The organism is Shimwellia pseudoproteus, assembly GCF_016415625.1.
GTDB lineage: Bacteria > Pseudomonadota > Gammaproteobacteria > Enterobacterales > Enterobacteriaceae > Shimwellia > Shimwellia pseudoproteus.
In genome coordinates this window covers 62,118-78,780 of sequence record NZ_WBXP01000002.1, presented here as the reverse complement: position 1 = coordinate 78,780, position 16,663 = coordinate 62,118, and the positions used below count along the sequence as shown (strand labels likewise).

The following is a 16,663-nucleotide window of genomic DNA, read 5'->3' as shown; positions in this document are numbered from 1 at the left end:
CACCACCCATCACCCGCGGAGGCGTCGCCATGCAAGACTGGGAACCGGAACGTTATTTACGCTTTAGCAGTGAACGCACGCGCCCGGCCAGGGAGTTACTGGCGCAACTGGATCTTGAAGCCCCACAGCAGATAAGCGATTTAGGCTGTGGCCCGGGCAATAGCAGCGCCTTGTTATACCAGCGCTGGCCGCAGGCCCAGATTACCGGGGTTGATAATTCGCCAGCTATGCTGGCACAGGCCCGCAGCGCCCTCCCTGAATGTCGCTTTATCGCGGCGGATATTGCCCACTGGCAGCCCGATACCCCCCAGCAGCTGATTTTTGCCAATGCATCGCTGCAGTGGCTGGGCGATCATCCCCGGCTGTTTCCTCATCTGGCGGCACAGCTGGATCATGGCGGCTGTCTGGCGGTACAAATGCCGGACAATATGGCGGAGCCGACCCACGCGCTGATGCGCGCCACCGCCCGGGCGCTGGGATTTCCCCCCGCCGGACGGGAAGCATTGTTACCGGCGGAACACTATTATGATTTGCTCTGCGACAGCGGTTGCCGGGTCGATCTGTGGCGCACCACTTACTATCATGTGATGCCGTCTGTGGCGGCAATTATCGACTGGCTGAGCAGTACCGGGCTGCGCCCCTGGCTGGCGCCGCTGAATGCCGGGCAACAGGCGCAGTTTCTCGATAACTACGCCAGCCAATTGTCGCAGGCATATCCCCCGCGCCGCGATGGCCAGCGGTTGATGCGCTTTCCGCGGCTCTTTATCATTGCCCGCAGGGGGTAAGCGGCTAACGCAGCTGGCTGTCCTTTGATCCGCGCCGGTTGTACCCGGAAAATGCCGCCGCGTGCTGATCTGCCTGGGACTGGCAGCGTACGCAGCGCCGCACGCCGGGGATGGCCTTGCGCCGTCCCTCAGGGATAACTTCACCACAAACTTCACATTCCATAAGACTCTCCCCGGCGGGGAGCGCGCTGCGAGCCCTGGCGATACCGTCCTCTATGGTGCTGTTAATTTGATCCTGCTCAGCACCATCACCTGCCCATCCAACAGCCATAACACCTCCTGGGTTGGTTGATTGCTGTTTACTATTATAGCGCCCCGCCCCGGCGAGGATAATCGCCGGTGATATATGTCACACAATTAAGTCAGTTTTGATCTGGGTTAACATATTGCTCATCGCGCCTTCTAGAATAATGGGTGTCTGAAGAACTCATCAATTTCAGAGGAGAAACACAATGATGACTTATGATCGTAACCACAATCCAATCACCACCGGCAGCCGCGTCATGGTTAACGGCACCGGCAAAACCGGCGTCATTAAAGCGATTTACGGCCAGGGCCTGGATACCATCCACCTGCGTCGTGAAAAAACCGTTGAAGTGGACGGCCTTGCCGATCGTATTGAACCCGTAGAGCTGATTCGTCTTGGGTTCCACTGATTGTGAACGCTGAATGCCGCGCACGGCGGCATTCTGTTGCTATGATTGTCCTGCTAATGACACCTGCCGATTATCCCCGCCTGTAGCCGCTGTTTCACCACGCATACTGCGCCCATAAAAAAACGGCCACCTGAAGTGACCGCTTATTATCTGTGCCGTTGCGCTGCCCGGCGTACATCAGAGATGCGTAAAGCGAGAGGGGATCAATGAACGCCGTATTCGCTGGCAAAAGAGATCTCTTCACGAAGCTCCACATGGGTCAATTCCAGCAAATCCGCAAACTCCAGCTGTAGCTGGCGCAGACGAATCAGAAATTGGGCCGGAGTGAGTTCTTCTGCTTCCCGACGCATATACTCAAGGGCGAGTGTTGCCGGGTCTAGCTCAGTGTTCATAATGATCCTCTATCAGTTGTTCGTTTCAGAACATTATAGCGCGTTCGTTCTGAACAAAAAATAGCCAAAGCGAATATAAAATCATATCGCGGTATCAATAATATATAAGCCTTATGTAACAATCAGTTGTGCCAGCGCGCCCAGCACATGGTCAGCACCAGTGCCGCCAGGCACCAGCAGAGCACCGCCGAGAGTAACGCCAGCGGAACCCGCATAAATCCGCTGAAGTACCACAGGGTGCTGAGGTAGATAATATAGGGGATAATGGCCCAGAGGCCGAAGATTATCGTGGTGCGCAGCGCCTCAATGCCCCGCTCGCTGGCAACAATATAGTGCGCGATCAGCGCGAAGGTGGGAAACAGCGGCACCAGGCCTGCCAAATAATAATGACGGGTTTTTGATAAAATACCCATTAACACCACGACGACGGCGCCAATAATCGCCTTGATAAGCAAGCCCATCACACACTCTCTGTTGCCCGGCCTGGCAAATAGATAACGCCAAATGTTGCAATATAGTGTCAGTTTAGTTAAGGCAATTCAAGAAAGGTCACGGTGAAAGTGGCAACCCCGTCAGGGCTGCCACGCTGAACTCAGGCGCGGATATCGTTATATTCCGGGGTGGTGTCAAACTCGTGTTTCGCAAACGGGCACAGCGGGATGATTTTACGGTGCTCACGGCGCATACGCTCCACCACTTTTGCCACCAGTTTTTTCCCTACCCCCTGCCCTTTAAGGGCCGGATCGACGTCGGTATGCTCGATGATGCAGAGGTTATCCCCGGTGGGCACAAACACAATCTCAGCCACCCGTTTCCCCTGGGCATCGTTGACATAAAAGCAGGTATTACCTTCGAGAATTTCCACTCGCTCTCCTCCATGCGCTGCCGGTTTATTTCACACAGTACTTCAGTGCCCCGCTGGGGCAGGTATCAATCACGCGGATGACCGTGGCCTTATCGACGTTGTCTGGCATGATCCACGGCTGACGTTGCAGTTTAAACAGCCGACTGTCGCCACGCACACAGTTACCGGAGTGCTGGCAAATATTCAGATTAAACCACACATCAATCTCGCTCCCGCGATACTGACGGTAGCCCGCCTCGCGTAATGTTTTCTCGTCCATCACTTTCTCCACGACATGCTGACACAGCATATTATTGTTTCCGGCGTCTGCTGGCCGGTATGGAGAGCATAGTGCAATTCATGGCGAATGGCCCGGGATATTCTCCCGCAAGCCTGCGGAATACGGGCTAAAAGAAGATCGCCGCACCGGGGCGGCGATACGGAGAAACGGCTTATTCACAGAGGGTCGCCGTGGGACGCGGCGCCCATTTCCAGCGTTTTTTACTGGCGCAGTCACTGCGGGTCGCGGACCAGACCCGGCGTGAATCAGCCTCATGAAGATTCTGGGTCGCCTGGGCGCCCTCCCAGCGGACCGATTGCCTGACCCGCGGACAATGCGTTGATCTAACCATAAACTCCTCCTGAGTACCCTGTGCCACGCTTGTGGCGTCCTTTACGCCCACAGCATGGCAAATTGCCTGCAAAGTTGTCTGTGGCTGGTTATTATTGTGTAAATAATCCGGTAATTGTCTTAGTTTTACTCAAACTGTGAGGCCTGATCGGCAGCCTGATGGGGGATTCACTTAAATTCCTATTTACATCAAAATTACAATTTGAACTAAAGTTGCCCAAAATGCTTCTGAAACACCGTTTTTATTTTCAATCAGAGATAAATATGGCCTATAATAGCGGCCTGTTTCTAATTGAATGGTTTCAGCATCTTGATTCGACGCATTCACTCTCATGAATCTGCCCTGTCCAGGCCAGCTGAGCCGCAAGCACACTTTATTCTGCACGCTTTTTTTCTGTCACCTATCCTTAGGCGTGTGATCAACCGCTTTCACGCTACGCTATTGCACTCTGCGGGTAGCCCCATCGCCCTCAGAGAAAATGTATCTGAATCCTTCTCAACTTAAGACTAAGACTGTCATGAAAAAGACCAAAATCGTTTGTACTATCGGCCCGAAAACTGAATCTGAAGAGATGCTGTCCAAAATGCTCGATGCGGGCATGAACGTAATGCGTCTGAACTTCTCCCACGGTGATTATGCCGAACACGGTCAGCGCATCCAGAACCTGCGCAACATTATGGCGAAAACCGGCAAACAGGCGGCGATCCTGCTAGATACTAAAGGCCCGGAAATCCGCACCATTAAACTGGAAGGCGGTAATGACGTGTCCCTGAAAGCGGGCCAGACCTTCACCTTCACCACCGATAAATCCGTGGTGGGTAACAGTGAAATCGTTGCCGTTACCTACGAAGGGCTGACCACTGACCTGTCCGTTGGCAACACCGTACTGGTTGACGATGGTCTGATCGGTATGGAAGTGACCGCCATCGAAGGTAATAAAGTTATCTGTAAAGTGCTGAACAACGGCGACCTGGGCGAAAACAAAGGTGTTAACCTGCCGGGTGTTTCCATCGCGCTGCCGGCACTGGCTGAAAAAGACAAACAGGACCTGATCTTCGGTTGCGAACAGGGTGTGGATTTCGTTGCGGCATCCTTTATCCGTAAACGTTCTGACGTGGTTGAAATCCGTGAGCACCTGGTGGCCCACGGTGGTGAAAACATCCAGATCATCTCCAAAATCGAAAACCAGGAAGGCCTGAACAACTTCGACGAAATCCTGGAAGCGTCTGACGGTATCATGGTTGCCCGTGGTGACCTGGGTGTTGAAATCCCGGTTGAAGAAGTTATCTTCGCCCAAAAAATGATGATCGAAAAATGCGTTAAAGCACGCAAAGTGGTCATCACCGCAACCCAGATGCTGGATTCCATGATCAAAAACCCGCGTCCGACCCGTGCGGAAGCCGGTGACGTTGCGAACGCCATCCTCGACGGTACCGATGCGGTCATGCTGTCTGGTGAGTCTGCCAAAGGGAAATACCCGCTGGAAGCAGTCACCATCATGGCGACCATCTGTGAACGTACTGACCGCGTGATGCACAGCCGTCTGGACGACAACCACGACACCCGCAAGCTGCGTATCACTGAAGCCGTGTGCCGTGGTGCCGTAGAAACCGCTGAAAAACTGGCTGCGCCGCTGATCGTAGTCGCCACCAGCGGCGGTAAATCGGCGAAATCCGTTCGTAAATACTTCCCGGATGCCACTATCCTGGCGCTGACCACTAACGAGAAGACCGCACATCAGCTGGTGCTGAGCAAAGGTGTTATCGCCCAGCAGGTTGACGTTATCAGCTCAACTGATGACTTCTACCGTCTGGGTAAAGAACTGGCCCTGCAGAGCGGCCTGGCGCAGAAAGGCGACGTGGTTGTTATGGTATCTGGCGCACTGGTACCGAGCGGCACCACCAATACCGCGTCCGTACACGTACTGTAATTAGCCAGCGCAATACATTTTGCGTCTCTGGCGCCGGATGGGGTCCCACTGATCAATAATGGGTCTGTGGGCCGCCGCGGTTGCAGTAGTAAAAAGGCCCGTGCTTAGCGCGGGCCTTTTTTTGATGGTGCCGAGGGGGAATTGCCGAATTTTCCCGCAATACCAGCATAAAAAAATGCTATCGCACGTTTTCCTTAAAAATAATCGTTGCCTTGTTAAGTGGCTCACCTTAGCCAATAGAGGCTTTTTTTATTTTTCGGTAGCCCGGGATAATAAAAAAATCCAATCGATTGACACTATTTAATCGCCGTTCTCGTAAGATAAATCCGATGGAACGCAGATGTTTTTACATGTTTTTTTATCAATCAGTGTGAAACAGATGAATCTTTGAGCGAACGATCAAAATAAGTGGCCCATAATTAAAAAAAATATTCTCAACATAAAAAAGTTTGTGTAATACTTGTAACGCTACATGGAGATTAACTCAATCTAGAGGGTATTTATAATGAATCGCACTAAACTGGTACTGGGCGCGGTAATCCTGGGTTCTACTCTGCTGGCTGGTTGCTCCAGCAACGCTAAAATCGATCAGCTGTCTTCTGACGTTCAGACTCTGAACGCTAAAGTTGACCAGCTGAGCAACGACGTGAACGCAATGCGTTCTGACGTTCAGGCTGCTAAAGACGACGCTGCTCGTGCTAACCAGCGTCTGGACAACATGGCTACTAAATACCGTAAATAAGTATTTAGTTACCATGATGACAAAATGGCGCACATTGTGCGCCATTTTTTTTGCCTGCTCTCCACCCTAACTGCGATTATTTCCCCTCAAACCACTGGCTGGCTCCGTTAATGCAGAGAGCCCTGCGCCATTCTGGCCGGTTTTATTCACTGACTGTGTACTTTGCGGCGGTCTGGCACTTCCCTGCCCTCCAGGGGCCGCAGAGAGCCCTGGATTAACCTGTACCGGGTAACCCGCCCGCCGGGTAATGGCTTTGTCGATAGCTAACTGATCGCTCAACGGACTATCAATAAACGTGCCCATCGGTTTAGTGATGGCAATCGGGACCGTTTGCGGGTTCTCCCAGTCGTTACGCGACAGCGGTTGGTGAACTTCGATATAGCGCTTACCGTTCGGCTCTATGCTGTATTTGATAGGTTCGTTGATGATTTGTACCCGGGTGCCCCACGCCACCTGGCTGAATAATGCTTTGATGTCCTGGGCCCGCATTCGCATACAGCCAGAGCTCACCCGCTGGCCAATACTGGTACGGCTGTTGGTCCCGTGGATCAGGTATTCACCGCCGCCCTTCTCAAGGCGCAGCGCAAATAGCCCCAGCGGATTATTCGGCCCGGCAGGGACAACCGCCGGTAATTTTATTCCCTGGGCCGCCGATCGGGCGCGTATATTTGCGGTAGGTGTCCAGGTGGGATTAGGAATTTTTTGGATAATACGCGTTACCATTTCCGGTGTTTCCCGCCCCAGTTGGCCAATTCCCAGGGGGTAAACTTCTACGCGGTTCTGGCCCGGTGGATAATAATAAAGCCTGAGCTCCGCAAGGTTAATAACAATGCCTTCCCGGGGGGCATCCGGGAGCAGCATTTGGGAAGGAATGGTCAATTCTGTGCCAACTTTCGGTAAAAACGGATCGACTGTGTAGTTTGCCTCCAGCAATAATAAAATCCCGGTATCAAATTTCTCGGCTATATATTCAAGATTTTTTTTGTCATTCGGCACGACATATATCTGGTTTTGTCCAATTAATCGACTCCCCGCAGGCGGTAGCGGATAGTCAACGGCAAGGGCAGCCTGAGGCGCGACAAGCGTGCAGAGCAGGCTAAGGGTTACAACAGACGCGCTTTTCATAGTTTTGATTCCTGTATCACCGGCAGACCGCACCGGAATGCTGAAAAAACCGGCGAGGTAAATGAATACCTCGCAGAACAGGATGTAAGCCGTGTTGTAAGTTTAGCTAAGATTGGCTGCTTTGGTGCGGATGGCGCGGATCATCGCCTCAAGCCCCTGGGTGCGGGACGGGGTAAGATGCTGAGTTAACTGTAACTTTTCAAACCATGGCCGAATATCGAACGCCTGGATATCCGCCGCCGTCATCTGGCGGTAGAGAATAAACACCACGGCAATCAAGCCCTTCACCAGCGCGGCATCGCTATCACCCCGTAACTGGATGATACCGTCATCCCCCCGGTTAACGGTGATCCACACCTGGCTCTGGCAGCCCTGAATCAGGTGCGCCGGGGTATGTTGATGGTCATCCAGCGGCGGCAGCCGCTGGCCCAGCTCAATGATATATAAATACTTCTCTTCCTGGTTGGCGCAGCGGGCAAAGTTACGCACCAGTTTGTCTTTATCTGGCAACAACGCCATGATCACTCCCCTCAGGCCAGTAGCCGGTGTATTCGCTGTAAACCCGCTACCAGTTTATCCACTTCTTCTTCCGTATTGTAAACCGCCAGTGATGCCCGGCACATGGCCGGTACGCCCCAGAACGCCATCAGCGGCATGGCGCAGTGATGTCCGGTACGGATAGCAATACCGTAATTGTCGAGAAAACTGCCCACATCGTAAGCATGGTGCTGGCCAAGGTTGAAGGCAATCACCCCGGTACGCTGTGGCGGCCCGTAAACGATAAGATCCGGCACCGCCTTCAGCGCGTCGACCGCGTAAGCCATCAGCGCATGTTCCCGCTGTTCAATGGCGGCCATACCCAGATCCGTCAGCCAGCGAATCGCCGCCCCGAGGCCAATGATCCCGGCGGTATGCGGGGTGCCGGCTTCAAAACGCCAGGGGGCTGCCGCCCAGGTGGTGCTCTCCGTCAGACTGACGCTGGCAATCATCGAACCGCCGCCCTGCCAGGGGGGCATCGCGTCAAGCAGCGCTTTGCTGGCCCACAGGATACCAATCCCGGTGGGGGCATACATTTTATGGCCCGAAAACGCATAAAAGTCACAGCCCAGGGCCTGCACGTCCACCGGGGTATGCATAATGGCCTGGGCCCCGTCCACCAGCACCAGCGCCCCTACCCGGTGTGCCGCAGCGGCCATCTCAGTGACCGGGTTGGCTATCCCCTGCACATTGGACACCTGCGCCACCGCCAGTAACCGGGTGCGCTGATCCAGTAAACCGTGGAAGTGCGCCATGTCCAGGCTGCCATCGGGCAGCAAATTAATCACCCGCAGCTCGGCCCCGCGGCGCTGGCACAGGAGCTGCCAGGGCACAATATTGGCGTGGTGCTCCATCAGGCTGATAACAATGTTATCCCCCGGGCCGATATTGTCCTGGCCCCAGCTGTTGGCCACCAGATTGATAGCCTCTGTGGTGCCGCGCACAAAGACCACTTCTTCCGCCTCTGCGGCATGGATAAAGCTCGCTACCTGTTCCCGCACCGCCTCCATCTGGCCGGTAGCCTCAGCACTGAGGGTGTGGATGCCGCGGTGGACGGCGGCATAACCCTGGCGGTAGAAATCCGCTTCGGCGTCGATCACCACATCAGGGCGCTGGGCGCTGGCGGCGCTGTCCAGATAAACCAGCCGCTGGCCGTTGACCTCCCGGCTCAGGATAGGAAACTGCTGGCGGATCACCTCAGGAGACAGTGTCATAATTGCCTCCGCCAAAACGGACAGTGATCCTATCCAGCACCTGGCGCTTAAGGTCCGGGTCGCTTATTGCTTCGCTCAGTTCGGCGGCAAACGCGTGCAGGATCACCTGGCGGGCAGAGTCTTCGCTGATCCCCCGGGAGCGCAGGTAAAATAACTGTTCGTCATCCAGCCGTCCGATGGTCGCCCCGTGGCTGCACTTGACATCATCCGCATAGATCTCCAGCTGTGGCTTGGTGTCCACCTCCGCCAGCCGCCCGATCAACAGATTGTTATTGGTCATCTGGCCATCGGTTTTAATGGCGTGGGGCGCCACGTTGATAAGCCCGTTAAATACCGCCCGGCCTTTATCCCGGACAATGGTTTTATGTAACTGCCGGCTGTTGCAGTAGCCGCGATTGTGGGCCAGCCAGGTGCGGGTATCGCAGACTTCATTTGCCACCGGCAGCGCCAGGCTATTCAGGCGCAGAGTGATATTCTCGCCATTCAGTTCGGTGCTGGTGTGATGGCGTAACAAGCCTGCCCCGAGCAGGAAGCTGCTGCTGTGGACCACCGCGTCCTGCTCTGCCCGGATGTCGTTATGGGCAAAGTGGTAGCTGGCGCTATTTTCAAATGCCAGTTTGTAATGCTCCAGCCGGGCATTGGCACCAACCTGCATGGTCAGGCGGCCACCGGTAAAGTGCGCCCCGCTGTCAAGGCTGACAAAATGTTCAATCACCGTGGCGCTGGCCCCGGATTGCAGCTCAAGGTGGTGGCGGTAATGCACGGTATTAAGGCTGCCCTCGGGATCATCCCCGCTGCTGATATGCATCAGCACCAGCGGGCGCGCAGGCCGGGTGTTGGCCGCCACCACAATATGGGTAACGCTGACGGACAGGCTCTCAGTCAGGTGTAAAAACACCTCCGGCTGCACTGCAGAGGGCAGCGTCTCCCGCTGGTTATCGACCTTGATGTGATAGCCGCTGTCCGGCAGATCATCGCTGAGTAGCGGATTAAACACCCCGTCCACAAAGACCAGCCGCACCGCGTCAAGGGTCAGGGCCAGATCGCGACACTGGCTGGCGCTGACGTCGGCCGGTGCGGGTAAAATAAACGCGTGGTTCAGTAACCCATCCAGCCCGGTATATTTCCAGTTTTCGTGTTTACGCCCCGGTAACCCCAGGCGCAGCATCTGCTGCAGGTGCCCGGAGGCATATTTACTCTGGCCCAGTCCCCGGGCCTCAAACAGTCGGTGCCACTGTTGCAGCGCACTACTGCTGTTGCTGTTCAGTAAGCCAGCCATAGCCTTGCTCCTCCAGTTGTTTCACCAGGCTAAAGTCCCCGGATTTCACAATGCGACCCTGGAACAGTACGTGGACATAATCCGGGCGGATATAGTCGAGGATGCGCTGGTAGTGGGTCACAATAATAAATGCCCGCTTGCCATCGCGCAGCGCATTCACCCCCTGTGAGACGATTTTCAGGGCGTCGATATCCAGCCCGGAATCTGACTCATCCAGAATGCACAGCTCTGGCTCCAGAACCGCCATTTGCAAAATGTCGTTGCGCTTTTTCTCCCCACCGGAGAAGCCGACATTCACCGAGCGGCTCAGCAAGTCTTCCGGCATATGGAGTAATTTAATTTTGTCGTCGATGGCATCCTGAAAATCAAACCGGTCCAGGGTTGGCTGGCCGCGGTATTCCCGCACCGCATTGAGGGCGGTTTGCAGGAAAAACTGGTTGCTGACCCCGGGGATCTCCACCGGGTACTGGAACGCCATAAAGATACCTTCACCGGCGCGCTCCTCCGGGGAGAGAGCGAGCAAGTCCTTGCCTTTAAAGGTGACCGACCCGCCGGTGACCTCGTAGTCCTCCCGCCCGGCCAGGGTGGCAGACAGGGTGCTCTTGCCGGAGCCATTCGGCCCCATGATGGCATGCACTTCACCGGGTTTAATCTCCAGATCGACACCGCGCAAGATGGCGTTATCTTCAACACTTACCTGTAATGATTTGATACTTAACATAATAATTCCTTATCCTGGCGCGTTAACCCACGCTGTGCTCAAGGCTAATGGCCAGCAGTTTTTGTGCTTCTACCGCAAATTCCAGTGGCAACTCAGAGAAAACATCCTTACAGAAGCCGTTAACAATCATCGAGATGGCGTCTTCTTCGCTGATCCCGCGCTGCAGGCAGTAAAATAACTGGTCCTCACCAATCCGTGAGGTGGTCGCCTCATGCTCCAGCTGGGCTGAGTTATTACGGCACTCCACGTAAGGGAAGGTGTGCGCTCCGCAATCCGGCCCGATCAGCATCGAATCACACTGGGTGAAATTCCTCGCGTTGGTGGCGGTGGGCATAATCTTGACCAGCCCGCGATAGCTGTTCTGGCTCCGGCCCGCGGAGATACCTTTAGAGATGATGGTAGAGCGGGTGTTCTTGCCGATATGGATCATTTTGGTGCCGGTATCCGCCTGCTGGTTACCGCTGGTCAGCGCCACTGAATAAAACTCACCGATGGCGTTATCCCCGCGCAGGATACAACTGGGGTATTTCCAGGTAATGGCGGAGCCCGTTTCGGACTGGGTCCAGGACATTTTGCTGTTATCACCGGCACACAGGGCGCGTTTGGTCACAAAATTCAGGATGCCGCCCCGGTTGCTGTCCCCGGGGAACCAGTTCTGGACAGTAGAATACTTCACCTCGGCGTCACGCAGGATAATCACCTCGACCACCGCCGCGTGCAGTTGGTAACTGTCGCGCACCGGCGCAGAGCAGCCCTCGATATAGCTCACATAGCTGCCTTCGTCGGCCACCAGGATGGTGCGTTCAAACTGGCCGGTTTTCTCGGCGTTAATCCGAAAATAGGTCAACAGCTCCATCGGGCAGCGCACCCCTTTGGGGATATAAATAAACGTACCGTCGGACGCCACCGCCGCATTCAGGGCGGCAAAGAAGTTATCGTTCGCCGGTACCACTGTTCCGAGGTACGCTTTCACCAGCTCTGGGTGTTCCTGAATCGCCTCACCGAAGGAGCAGAAGATAATGCCCTGCTCTGCCAGGCGATGGCGGTAAGTGGTCGCCACGGAGACCGAGTCAAAGATGGCATCGACCGCCACCTCTTTGCCTTCCCGCACCGGAACACCGAGCTGGGCGAAGGCCGCCTCCACTTCCTGGGTCAGATAGGGGCTGTCCGTGGCCTGTTGTACCGCGCCGGGGGCAGAGGCGCAGTTATCATCGCAGTGCCCGCAGGACGGCGCGGAGTAATAGCTGAAGTTCTGATAATCCAGTGCGTCATAGTTGGCCTTCAGCCAGTGGGGCTCTTCCATCTCCAGCCAGGCGCGGTAGGCGCTGAGGCGGAACTCCAGCATCCAGTCCGGCTCGTTGCGTTTGGCGGAAATGGCCCGCACCACCTCTTCGCTCAGCCCGCGGGCCAGCTCGTCAGTCGGCAACTGGGTGAAAAAGCCTTCTTTGTAGTTACGTTGCTCTCCGCTCCAGACCTTGACATCATCACTTGCTTCACTGTTTCTCGACATAACACCACCACCAGCTAGACCCCAAAGCTCTCACCACACCCGCAGGCGTTCTGGGCTTTAGGGTTGTTAAATTTAAAAATCTGGTTCAGTCCTTCCCGGACATAATCCACCTCAGTACCGTCGATCAGGGGCATCGCCTTCAGGGGGACCCATAGCCGGGCGCCCTGCTGCTCAAACAGCAAATCGCCGGCGGCCGGTTCGGTAACCTCTTCCAGCACATAGCCAAACCCGGCACAACCGCTTTGCTTAACCCCTAAACGGATCCCCTGCACCCCGGGGGCTTTAGCGGCCAGTGCCCGAATATGCGCCGCCGCTGCCGGGGTCATGGTCAGCCCACGCCAGCGATAGTCGGCAGGTTCAAAAACTTCAGTGTGTGTCGTCATCGCCACCTCCTGTTATTCAGCACGCTAAACGCCTGCCATGTTAACGATAATGATAATCAGTACAACCCCGCCAGAGCAGGGCTTTTATCCCGATGGCTGTTTTATTAATCATAGACCCTGCACAGGGGGCTGCTTTAGCGCGGAGGCAAAATGTAACAATATGAAAAATAAAAACTAATTAATGCTGATTTGCGCATTAATACCCACATTTAAACCTGCATAGGAAATACCTATTTATGTGATGGCCTGCGCCGGAAGGCGCTTGCGGCGGCGGTGGTGGTGCTGCGATATCGGTGGTTTTGGCGATGAAATTGTCCGCATTGCGATCTCTTTTGGCCAGATCATACTTCTTGCCAAATGTCTGGCCATAGATTGCGGTTTTGTTGAAGGATAAGGTGGCTAAATAACGCTGTGAAATACTATTATACTTTTTCCCGGTTCATATTTTCCCGCCGGGAGGGGTGAGGCCGTAATACAACACAGATTCACTGTCTGTCTGCGGCCCGGTGATGCTCCGACTATGCGCTAAGCGGTTGCGCGTTAATGAGGCACGGCCCCCTTCCGGGTTGGGTCAGAAAGGATATCCGCATATCATGAAGATTCATTATCTCGTTACTAGTCTGGAAACTGGCGGCGCTGAGTTCGCCATTCCGGATATTGTCAGAACGCTGCAAAACCTCGGCCACGAGGTGAGCATTATTGCCTGCGAGCCCCGGGATATGGGGGCGGCAGTACGATTAACCGAAGCCGGTATGACCTGGCGGCTGTTGGCCAATAAACGGCGTTCACTGCCGGTAATTTTAGGCGCTTATATGATAAGGGTGCGGGCCGATCGTCCGGATGTCATCTGGACATCGTTAAGCTGGGGTACCCGCATCGGCCAGTGGGCGGGACGGCTTACCGGCATCCCGGTGGTCAGTTTTAAACACAGCGCCAGCGTGCGCCGCTATACCTACCGCATGCGGGGCATGTCGCGCCTGTGGATTGGGGACTCCCAAACCGTGGTGCGCTTTCTGCGTGATGAAATGCACATCCCCCCCGAGCAGGTCATGGCCTGGCCGTTCTTCCAGTCTAATCCCCATGCCCCCCAGGCCACCGGCTGGGACGGTAAATCGGTGTTGCAATTGGCCAGCGTGGGCCGCCTGCATGAGGTGAAAAATTATGCCGGACTGATCGATGCCCTGGCCCTGTTTCTCAACAGTCACCCGCAATTTGCCTCCCGTATCCGGCTGACCATCCTCGGGGATGGGCCTGAGCGCCAGGCCTTACAGGATAAAATCGATCAACACGGCCTGAGCGACGTCGTCAGCCTGCCGGGCTTCTCCCCGGAGGTGGCAGACTTCCTGACCCGGCAACACGTCTATATTCAGACATCGCGCTATGAAGGGATGTGCATTGCGGTTCATGAAGCAATGAACGCGGCCCTGCCGGTGATTGCCACCCCGGTTGGCGAGCTGCGCGACGCGGTAAAAAACGGCGAGACCGGTTACGTACTGGAAGGGGAACTTTCACAGGCGCTGGCGTCCACCCTGGAACGGATTTTCGCCAATCCGGCAGAGCTACAGCAGTTTGGCCAGCAGGCGCGCCGCTACGTACTGAGCACCTTCAGCCCCGAGCGCTATACCCGTTCCGCAACCCTGGTGCTTGATAGACTAAACGATAAACTGCATTACCAAACTTCATCTCAATAGAGTCACAAATCAATGGATATGTTTGTTACTGAACTTTGGCGTATTGGCATTGTTCAGGCCCCGATTCAGCAGGTTGCCTCCGCGGGCGGGTTCGATAACCTCCCGATTACATGGATTGAGGCGGACCGCACGTTATGTTTTTTAGCGGACCCTTTTGGCCTCTGGCATAACGGTTATCTTTATGTTTTTGCTGAAGCATATGACTACCGCACCCGGCGCGGCGATATCATGGTTTTCGTGCTGGATGCCAATTTCACGGTCATTGAAAAACGCACGGTACTGGCGGAGCCCTGGCACCTGTCCTACCCCTGCGTCTTCGAAGCGGACGGTGAAATATGGATGCTACCGGAAGGCTATAAATCCGGGACACTGACGCTGTACCGGGCAACGGATTTCCCCTGGCAGTGGGAGAAAGTACCGGAGTTCTCTTTCCCTTGTGCCGGGATCGATCCGTCGCCGTTTTTCGCGGACGGCTGCTGGTGGATATTTTATACCCCGCCCGCCCCCCGGGAAGCCCGCACCAGCGCCCTGATGCTGGCCCGGGCCGACACCCTCACCGGCCGCTGGGAGAATGTCTCTCCACAGCCCATCCGTCAGGATAAACGCGGAGCGCGTATGGGGGGAACACCGTTCTTACAGGAAGGGAAATTGATTCTGCCAACCCAGGATTGCAGCCAGACATACGGTGGCGCCTTGCAGTTACTGGAAATGTCCCCGGCCAGCCTGGCGAACCCCGTACTTACCGCCGGGTGCCGGTTAACTGCCCCGGCCAGCAACGCGCCCTTTACCACCGGCCTGCACACCCTGTCTGCCGCGGGCAATGTCACCCTGATTGATACCAAAAAAACGCTGATTGGCTCCCCACAGCGCATTGCGGTCGATCTGCGGCGCGCGGTACGCAAGTGGCTGGGCTGACTGCCACTCTCGCAAGATAGCGGCCCTGCCCCGGGCCTTCCGGGGATAGGGCTTCGTGGTCATCACTGGGGGAATATGCAGTTAGCGGGATTACGGTGGTTACGGTTTTTGTCACTGCTCTTCCAGCGACAGCGCCCGCCACATCGCCTCAAACCCGGCGCAAATCCAGGTATCGGCCTGCTCAGGCTTTCTGCCGGCAAACTCCATGGTGGTTTCCGCTAAACGGAAAAAAAGCGCATCGGCAAACAGCCGGCTGTCGTGATCCAAAAACTCCCGGCGCAGGCAGTGCTGGGCCAGTTTATGCAGCTCAGGGTACAGGGCTTCAACTTTATCGAAGGTTTCTGGCGTGATCTTATCGCTTACCGCCAACTGGCGCATAGCCAGATGCGCATCCGGATTCGCCAGTCCCCAGTCAACAAAACGGTTCCAGATATGCCGGGTGCAGGACTTTTGATCCAGAGAAGGGTCGAACCCCACCATCATCGCCTCACCGAGGCTTTGTTTAAGGTGCAGAAACAGCGCATTGAGCAGCGCGTCTTTGTTGGTGAAATAGCGAAATAGCGTCCCTTCCGCGACACCGGCCTGGCGGGCGATTACCGCGGTAGAGGCCCCAATCCCCGCCAGCCCCACGGCCGTGGTTGCGGCATTCAGCAATGCGAGTCTTTTATTATCACTTTTCGGACGTGCCACGCGCTATCTTCCTCCTGTCAAAACGCCGGGATTGAACCATGCCAGATAATGGACTGCAACGATCTTTTCTCCGCACCATGTCTTGACGGAAAAGCAGCACCCTCTATAATGAGTGCTCACTCACTCATTATAAGCAATCTGATTAATTAGTCACACAATTACATCATGTTTGTGAGTAACAGCGCACGCTTTGGCATACAGGCAATGAGGAAAGCCCATGGATATCCCTGCACAGGTCATTGAAGATTTGCTAGTCTGGATCGACAACAATCTGGATAAACCCCTGCGGATTGATGATATTGCCCGTTATGCAGGTTACTCAAAATGGCACCTGCAACGTATGTTCCTGAACCATACCGGCCATAATCTGGCCCGCTATATCCGGGAGCGTAAACTTCGCCTGGCGGCCCGGGATCTCTGTACCACCACGGAAACGGTATACCAGATCTGTAGCCGCTATGGTTTTGAGTCCCAGCAGTCATTTACCCGTATTTTTACCAAAACCTTTCATCTGCCGCCGGGGATGTATCGCAAAAGCCCGGGCAGTCTCCCTCCGCAACCCGGCCACGCCGCCTGAGAGTGCGATCAAAAACGCCACCCGTTTGGGTGGCGTTGTT

22 protein-coding genes are annotated in these 16,663 nt (G+C 55.2%); 7 read left to right on the top strand and 15 right to left on the bottom strand.

Translation table 11 applies throughout. From position 1 onward, the window contains the following. Positions 1–29 precede the first annotated feature (29 nt). Positions 30–785 (top strand): trans-aconitate 2-methyltransferase, encoded by a 756-nt coding sequence (gene tam / locus F9C28_RS01600; RefSeq protein WP_199013356.1) that lies wholly within the window; start codon positions 30–32, stop codon positions 783–785. A gap of 4 nt (positions 786–789) precedes the next feature. Here the strand turns inward: tam and F9C28_RS01595 are convergent, their stop codons facing one another. Then, complete coding sequence (locus F9C28_RS01595) at positions 790–1,056, bottom strand: DksA/TraR family C4-type zinc finger protein (protein WP_199013355.1); 267 nt, start codon at positions 1,054–1,056, stop codon at positions 790–792. Between the two features lie 181 nt (positions 1,057–1,237). Here F9C28_RS01595 and ydfZ point away from each other — a divergent pair, with 181 nt between their 5' ends. Beyond that, a complete protein-coding gene (ydfZ, locus tag F9C28_RS01590; RefSeq protein WP_199013354.1) occupies positions 1,238–1,441 on the top strand; it encodes a putative selenium delivery protein YdfZ in 204 nt (67 codons plus the stop codon). A 203-nt stretch (positions 1,442–1,644) separates the two neighbouring features. Here ydfZ and F9C28_RS01585 read toward each other — a convergent pair whose 3' ends face one another. The 6 genes from F9C28_RS01585 to F9C28_RS01560 all read right to left on the bottom strand — a co-directional run bounded on the left by F9C28_RS01585 (position 1,645) and on the right by F9C28_RS01560 (position 3,642). Beyond that, a complete protein-coding gene (locus F9C28_RS01585; protein WP_199013353.1) occupies positions 1,645–1,833 on the bottom strand; it encodes a YdiH family protein in 189 nt (62 codons plus the stop codon). A gap of 122 nt (positions 1,834–1,955) precedes the next feature. Then, positions 1,956–2,294, bottom strand: coding sequence for a GlpM family protein (locus tag F9C28_RS01580; protein ID WP_199013352.1), 339 nt, complete (start codon positions 2,292–2,294; stop codon positions 1,956–1,958). A 131-nt stretch (positions 2,295–2,425) separates the two neighbouring features. Next, positions 2,426–2,698, bottom strand: a complete 273-nt coding sequence (locus F9C28_RS01575; protein WP_199013351.1) for a GNAT family N-acetyltransferase — start codon at positions 2,696–2,698, stop codon at positions 2,426–2,428. 25 nt (positions 2,699–2,723) lie between these two features. Beyond that, positions 2,724–2,957 (bottom strand): (4Fe-4S)-binding protein, encoded by a 234-nt coding sequence (locus tag F9C28_RS01570; RefSeq protein WP_199013471.1) that lies wholly within the window; start codon positions 2,955–2,957, stop codon positions 2,724–2,726. A 172-nt stretch (positions 2,958–3,129) separates the two neighbouring features. Next, positions 3,130–3,309, bottom strand: a complete 180-nt coding sequence (locus F9C28_RS01565) for a hypothetical protein (protein ID WP_199013350.1) — start codon at positions 3,307–3,309, stop codon at positions 3,130–3,132. 183 nt (positions 3,310–3,492) lie between these two features. Continuing rightward, on the bottom strand, positions 3,493–3,642 hold the full coding sequence (locus tag F9C28_RS01560) for a hypothetical protein (protein WP_199013349.1): 150 nt from the start codon (positions 3,640–3,642) through the stop codon (positions 3,493–3,495). A 184-nt stretch (positions 3,643–3,826) separates the two neighbouring features. Here F9C28_RS01560 and pykF point away from each other — a divergent pair, with 184 nt between their 5' ends. After that, positions 3,827–5,239: a pyruvate kinase PykF gene (gene pykF / locus F9C28_RS01555; RefSeq protein ID WP_199013348.1), complete on the top strand. Its 1,413-nt coding sequence runs from the start codon at positions 3,827–3,829 to the stop codon at positions 5,237–5,239. A gap of 505 nt (positions 5,240–5,744) precedes the next feature. Beyond that, complete coding sequence (gene lpp / locus F9C28_RS01550; RefSeq protein ID WP_002443218.1) at positions 5,745–5,981, top strand: murein lipoprotein Lpp; 237 nt, start codon at positions 5,745–5,747, stop codon at positions 5,979–5,981. 66 nt (positions 5,982–6,047) lie between these two features. Here lpp and ldtE read toward each other — a convergent pair whose 3' ends face one another. The 7 genes from ldtE to sufA all read right to left on the bottom strand — a co-directional run bounded on the left by ldtE (position 6,048) and on the right by sufA (position 12,750). After that, entirely contained in the window at positions 6,048–7,106 is a 1,059-nt protein-coding gene (gene ldtE / locus F9C28_RS01545) for a L,D-transpeptidase LdtE (RefSeq protein ID WP_199013347.1), read from the bottom strand. Between the two features lie 102 nt (positions 7,107–7,208). Continuing rightward, positions 7,209–7,625, bottom strand: coding sequence for a cysteine desulfuration protein SufE (gene sufE, locus F9C28_RS01540; RefSeq protein ID WP_199013346.1), 417 nt, complete (start codon positions 7,623–7,625; stop codon positions 7,209–7,211). 11 nt (positions 7,626–7,636) lie between these two features. Then, complete coding sequence (sufS, locus tag F9C28_RS01535) at positions 7,637–8,857, bottom strand: cysteine desulfurase SufS (RefSeq protein ID WP_199013345.1); 1,221 nt, start codon at positions 8,855–8,857, stop codon at positions 7,637–7,639. Next, positions 8,841–10,136, bottom strand: coding sequence for a Fe-S cluster assembly protein SufD (sufD, locus tag F9C28_RS01530; RefSeq protein ID WP_199013344.1), 1,296 nt, complete (start codon positions 10,134–10,136; stop codon positions 8,841–8,843). The genes sufS and sufD overlap by 17 nt, the downstream gene beginning before the upstream one ends. Further along, positions 10,105–10,857, bottom strand: a complete 753-nt coding sequence (gene sufC / locus F9C28_RS01525; protein ID WP_199013343.1) for a Fe-S cluster assembly ATPase SufC — start codon at positions 10,855–10,857, stop codon at positions 10,105–10,107. Before sufC ends, sufD begins: the two co-directional genes overlap by 32 nt. A 22-nt stretch (positions 10,858–10,879) precedes the next feature. Next, on the bottom strand, positions 10,880–12,367 hold the full coding sequence (sufB, locus tag F9C28_RS01520; protein WP_199013342.1) for a Fe-S cluster assembly protein SufB: 1,488 nt from the start codon (positions 12,365–12,367) through the stop codon (positions 10,880–10,882). Positions 12,368–12,381: 14 nt separating this feature from the next. Next, positions 12,382–12,750, bottom strand: coding sequence for a Fe-S cluster assembly scaffold SufA (gene sufA, locus F9C28_RS01515; RefSeq protein WP_199013341.1), 369 nt, complete (start codon positions 12,748–12,750; stop codon positions 12,382–12,384). A gap of 593 nt (positions 12,751–13,343) precedes the next feature. Here sufA and F9C28_RS01510 point away from each other — a divergent pair. After that, on the top strand, positions 13,344–14,441 hold the full coding sequence (locus F9C28_RS01510) for a glycosyltransferase family 4 protein (protein ID WP_199013340.1): 1,098 nt from the start codon (positions 13,344–13,346) through the stop codon (positions 14,439–14,441). A gap of 12 nt (positions 14,442–14,453) precedes the next feature. Then, on the top strand, positions 14,454–15,356 hold the full coding sequence (locus tag F9C28_RS01505; RefSeq protein ID WP_199013339.1) for a glucosamine inositolphosphorylceramide transferase family protein: 903 nt from the start codon (positions 14,454–14,456) through the stop codon (positions 15,354–15,356). 111 nt (positions 15,357–15,467) lie between these two features. On the opposite strand, the gene F9C28_RS01500 is transcribed toward F9C28_RS01505, so the two are convergent. Further along, positions 15,468–16,046: a TetR/AcrR family transcriptional regulator gene (locus tag F9C28_RS01500; protein ID WP_199013338.1), complete on the bottom strand. Its 579-nt coding sequence runs from the start codon at positions 16,044–16,046 to the stop codon at positions 15,468–15,470. A gap of 217 nt (positions 16,047–16,263) precedes the next feature. Here F9C28_RS01500 and F9C28_RS01495 point away from each other — a divergent pair, with 217 nt between their 5' ends. Continuing rightward, positions 16,264–16,623: a helix-turn-helix domain-containing protein gene (locus F9C28_RS01495; RefSeq protein ID WP_199013337.1), complete on the top strand. Its 360-nt coding sequence runs from the start codon at positions 16,264–16,266 to the stop codon at positions 16,621–16,623. The last annotated feature ends 40 nt before the right edge of the window (positions 16,624–16,663 follow it).

Excerpts from the sequence above, each read along its gene's own strand:
- tam (WP_199013356.1), top strand. The coding sequence starts at position 30 with ATGCAAGACTGGGAACCGGAACGTTATTTACGCTTTAGCAGTGAACGC.
- F9C28_RS01595 (WP_199013355.1), bottom strand. The coding sequence starts at position 1,056 with ATGGCTGTTGGATGGGCAGGTGATGGTGCTGAGCAGGATCAAATTAAC.
- ydfZ (WP_199013354.1), top strand. The coding sequence starts at position 1,238 with ATGATGACTTATGATCGTAACCACAATCCAATCACCACCGGCAGCCGC.
- F9C28_RS01585 (WP_199013353.1), bottom strand. The coding sequence starts at position 1,833 with ATGAACACTGAGCTAGACCCGGCAACACTCGCCCTTGAGTATATGCGT.
- F9C28_RS01580 (WP_199013352.1), bottom strand. The coding sequence starts at position 2,294 with ATGGGCTTGCTTATCAAGGCGATTATTGGCGCCGTCGTCGTGGTGTTA.
- F9C28_RS01570 (WP_199013471.1), bottom strand. The coding sequence starts at position 2,957 with ATGGACGAGAAAACATTACGCGAGGCGGGCTACCGTCAGTATCGCGGG.
- F9C28_RS01565 (WP_199013350.1), bottom strand. The coding sequence starts at position 3,309 with ATGGTTAGATCAACGCATTGTCCGCGGGTCAGGCAATCGGTCCGCTGG.
- F9C28_RS01560 (WP_199013349.1), bottom strand. The coding sequence starts at position 3,642 with ATGAGAGTGAATGCGTCGAATCAAGATGCTGAAACCATTCAATTAGAA.
- pykF (WP_199013348.1), top strand. The coding sequence starts at position 3,827 with ATGAAAAAGACCAAAATCGTTTGTACTATCGGCCCGAAAACTGAATCT.
- lpp (WP_002443218.1), top strand. The coding sequence starts at position 5,745 with ATGAATCGCACTAAACTGGTACTGGGCGCGGTAATCCTGGGTTCTACT.
- ldtE (WP_199013347.1), bottom strand. The coding sequence starts at position 7,106 with ATGAAAAGCGCGTCTGTTGTAACCCTTAGCCTGCTCTGCACGCTTGTC.
- sufE (WP_199013346.1), bottom strand. The coding sequence starts at position 7,625 with ATGGCGTTGTTGCCAGATAAAGACAAACTGGTGCGTAACTTTGCCCGC.
- sufS (WP_199013345.1), bottom strand. The coding sequence starts at position 8,857 with ATGACACTGTCTCCTGAGGTGATCCGCCAGCAGTTTCCTATCCTGAGC.
- sufD (WP_199013344.1), bottom strand. The coding sequence starts at position 10,136 with ATGGCTGGCTTACTGAACAGCAACAGCAGTAGTGCGCTGCAACAGTGG.
- sufC (WP_199013343.1), bottom strand. The coding sequence starts at position 10,857 with ATGTTAAGTATCAAATCATTACAGGTAAGTGTTGAAGATAACGCCATC.
- sufB (WP_199013342.1), bottom strand. The coding sequence starts at position 12,367 with ATGTCGAGAAACAGTGAAGCAAGTGATGATGTCAAGGTCTGGAGCGGA.
- sufA (WP_199013341.1), bottom strand. The coding sequence starts at position 12,750 with ATGACGACACACACTGAAGTTTTTGAACCTGCCGACTATCGCTGGCGT.
- F9C28_RS01510 (WP_199013340.1), top strand. The coding sequence starts at position 13,344 with ATGAAGATTCATTATCTCGTTACTAGTCTGGAAACTGGCGGCGCTGAG.
- F9C28_RS01505 (WP_199013339.1), top strand. The coding sequence starts at position 14,454 with ATGGATATGTTTGTTACTGAACTTTGGCGTATTGGCATTGTTCAGGCC.
- F9C28_RS01495 (WP_199013337.1), top strand. The coding sequence starts at position 16,264 with ATGGATATCCCTGCACAGGTCATTGAAGATTTGCTAGTCTGGATCGAC.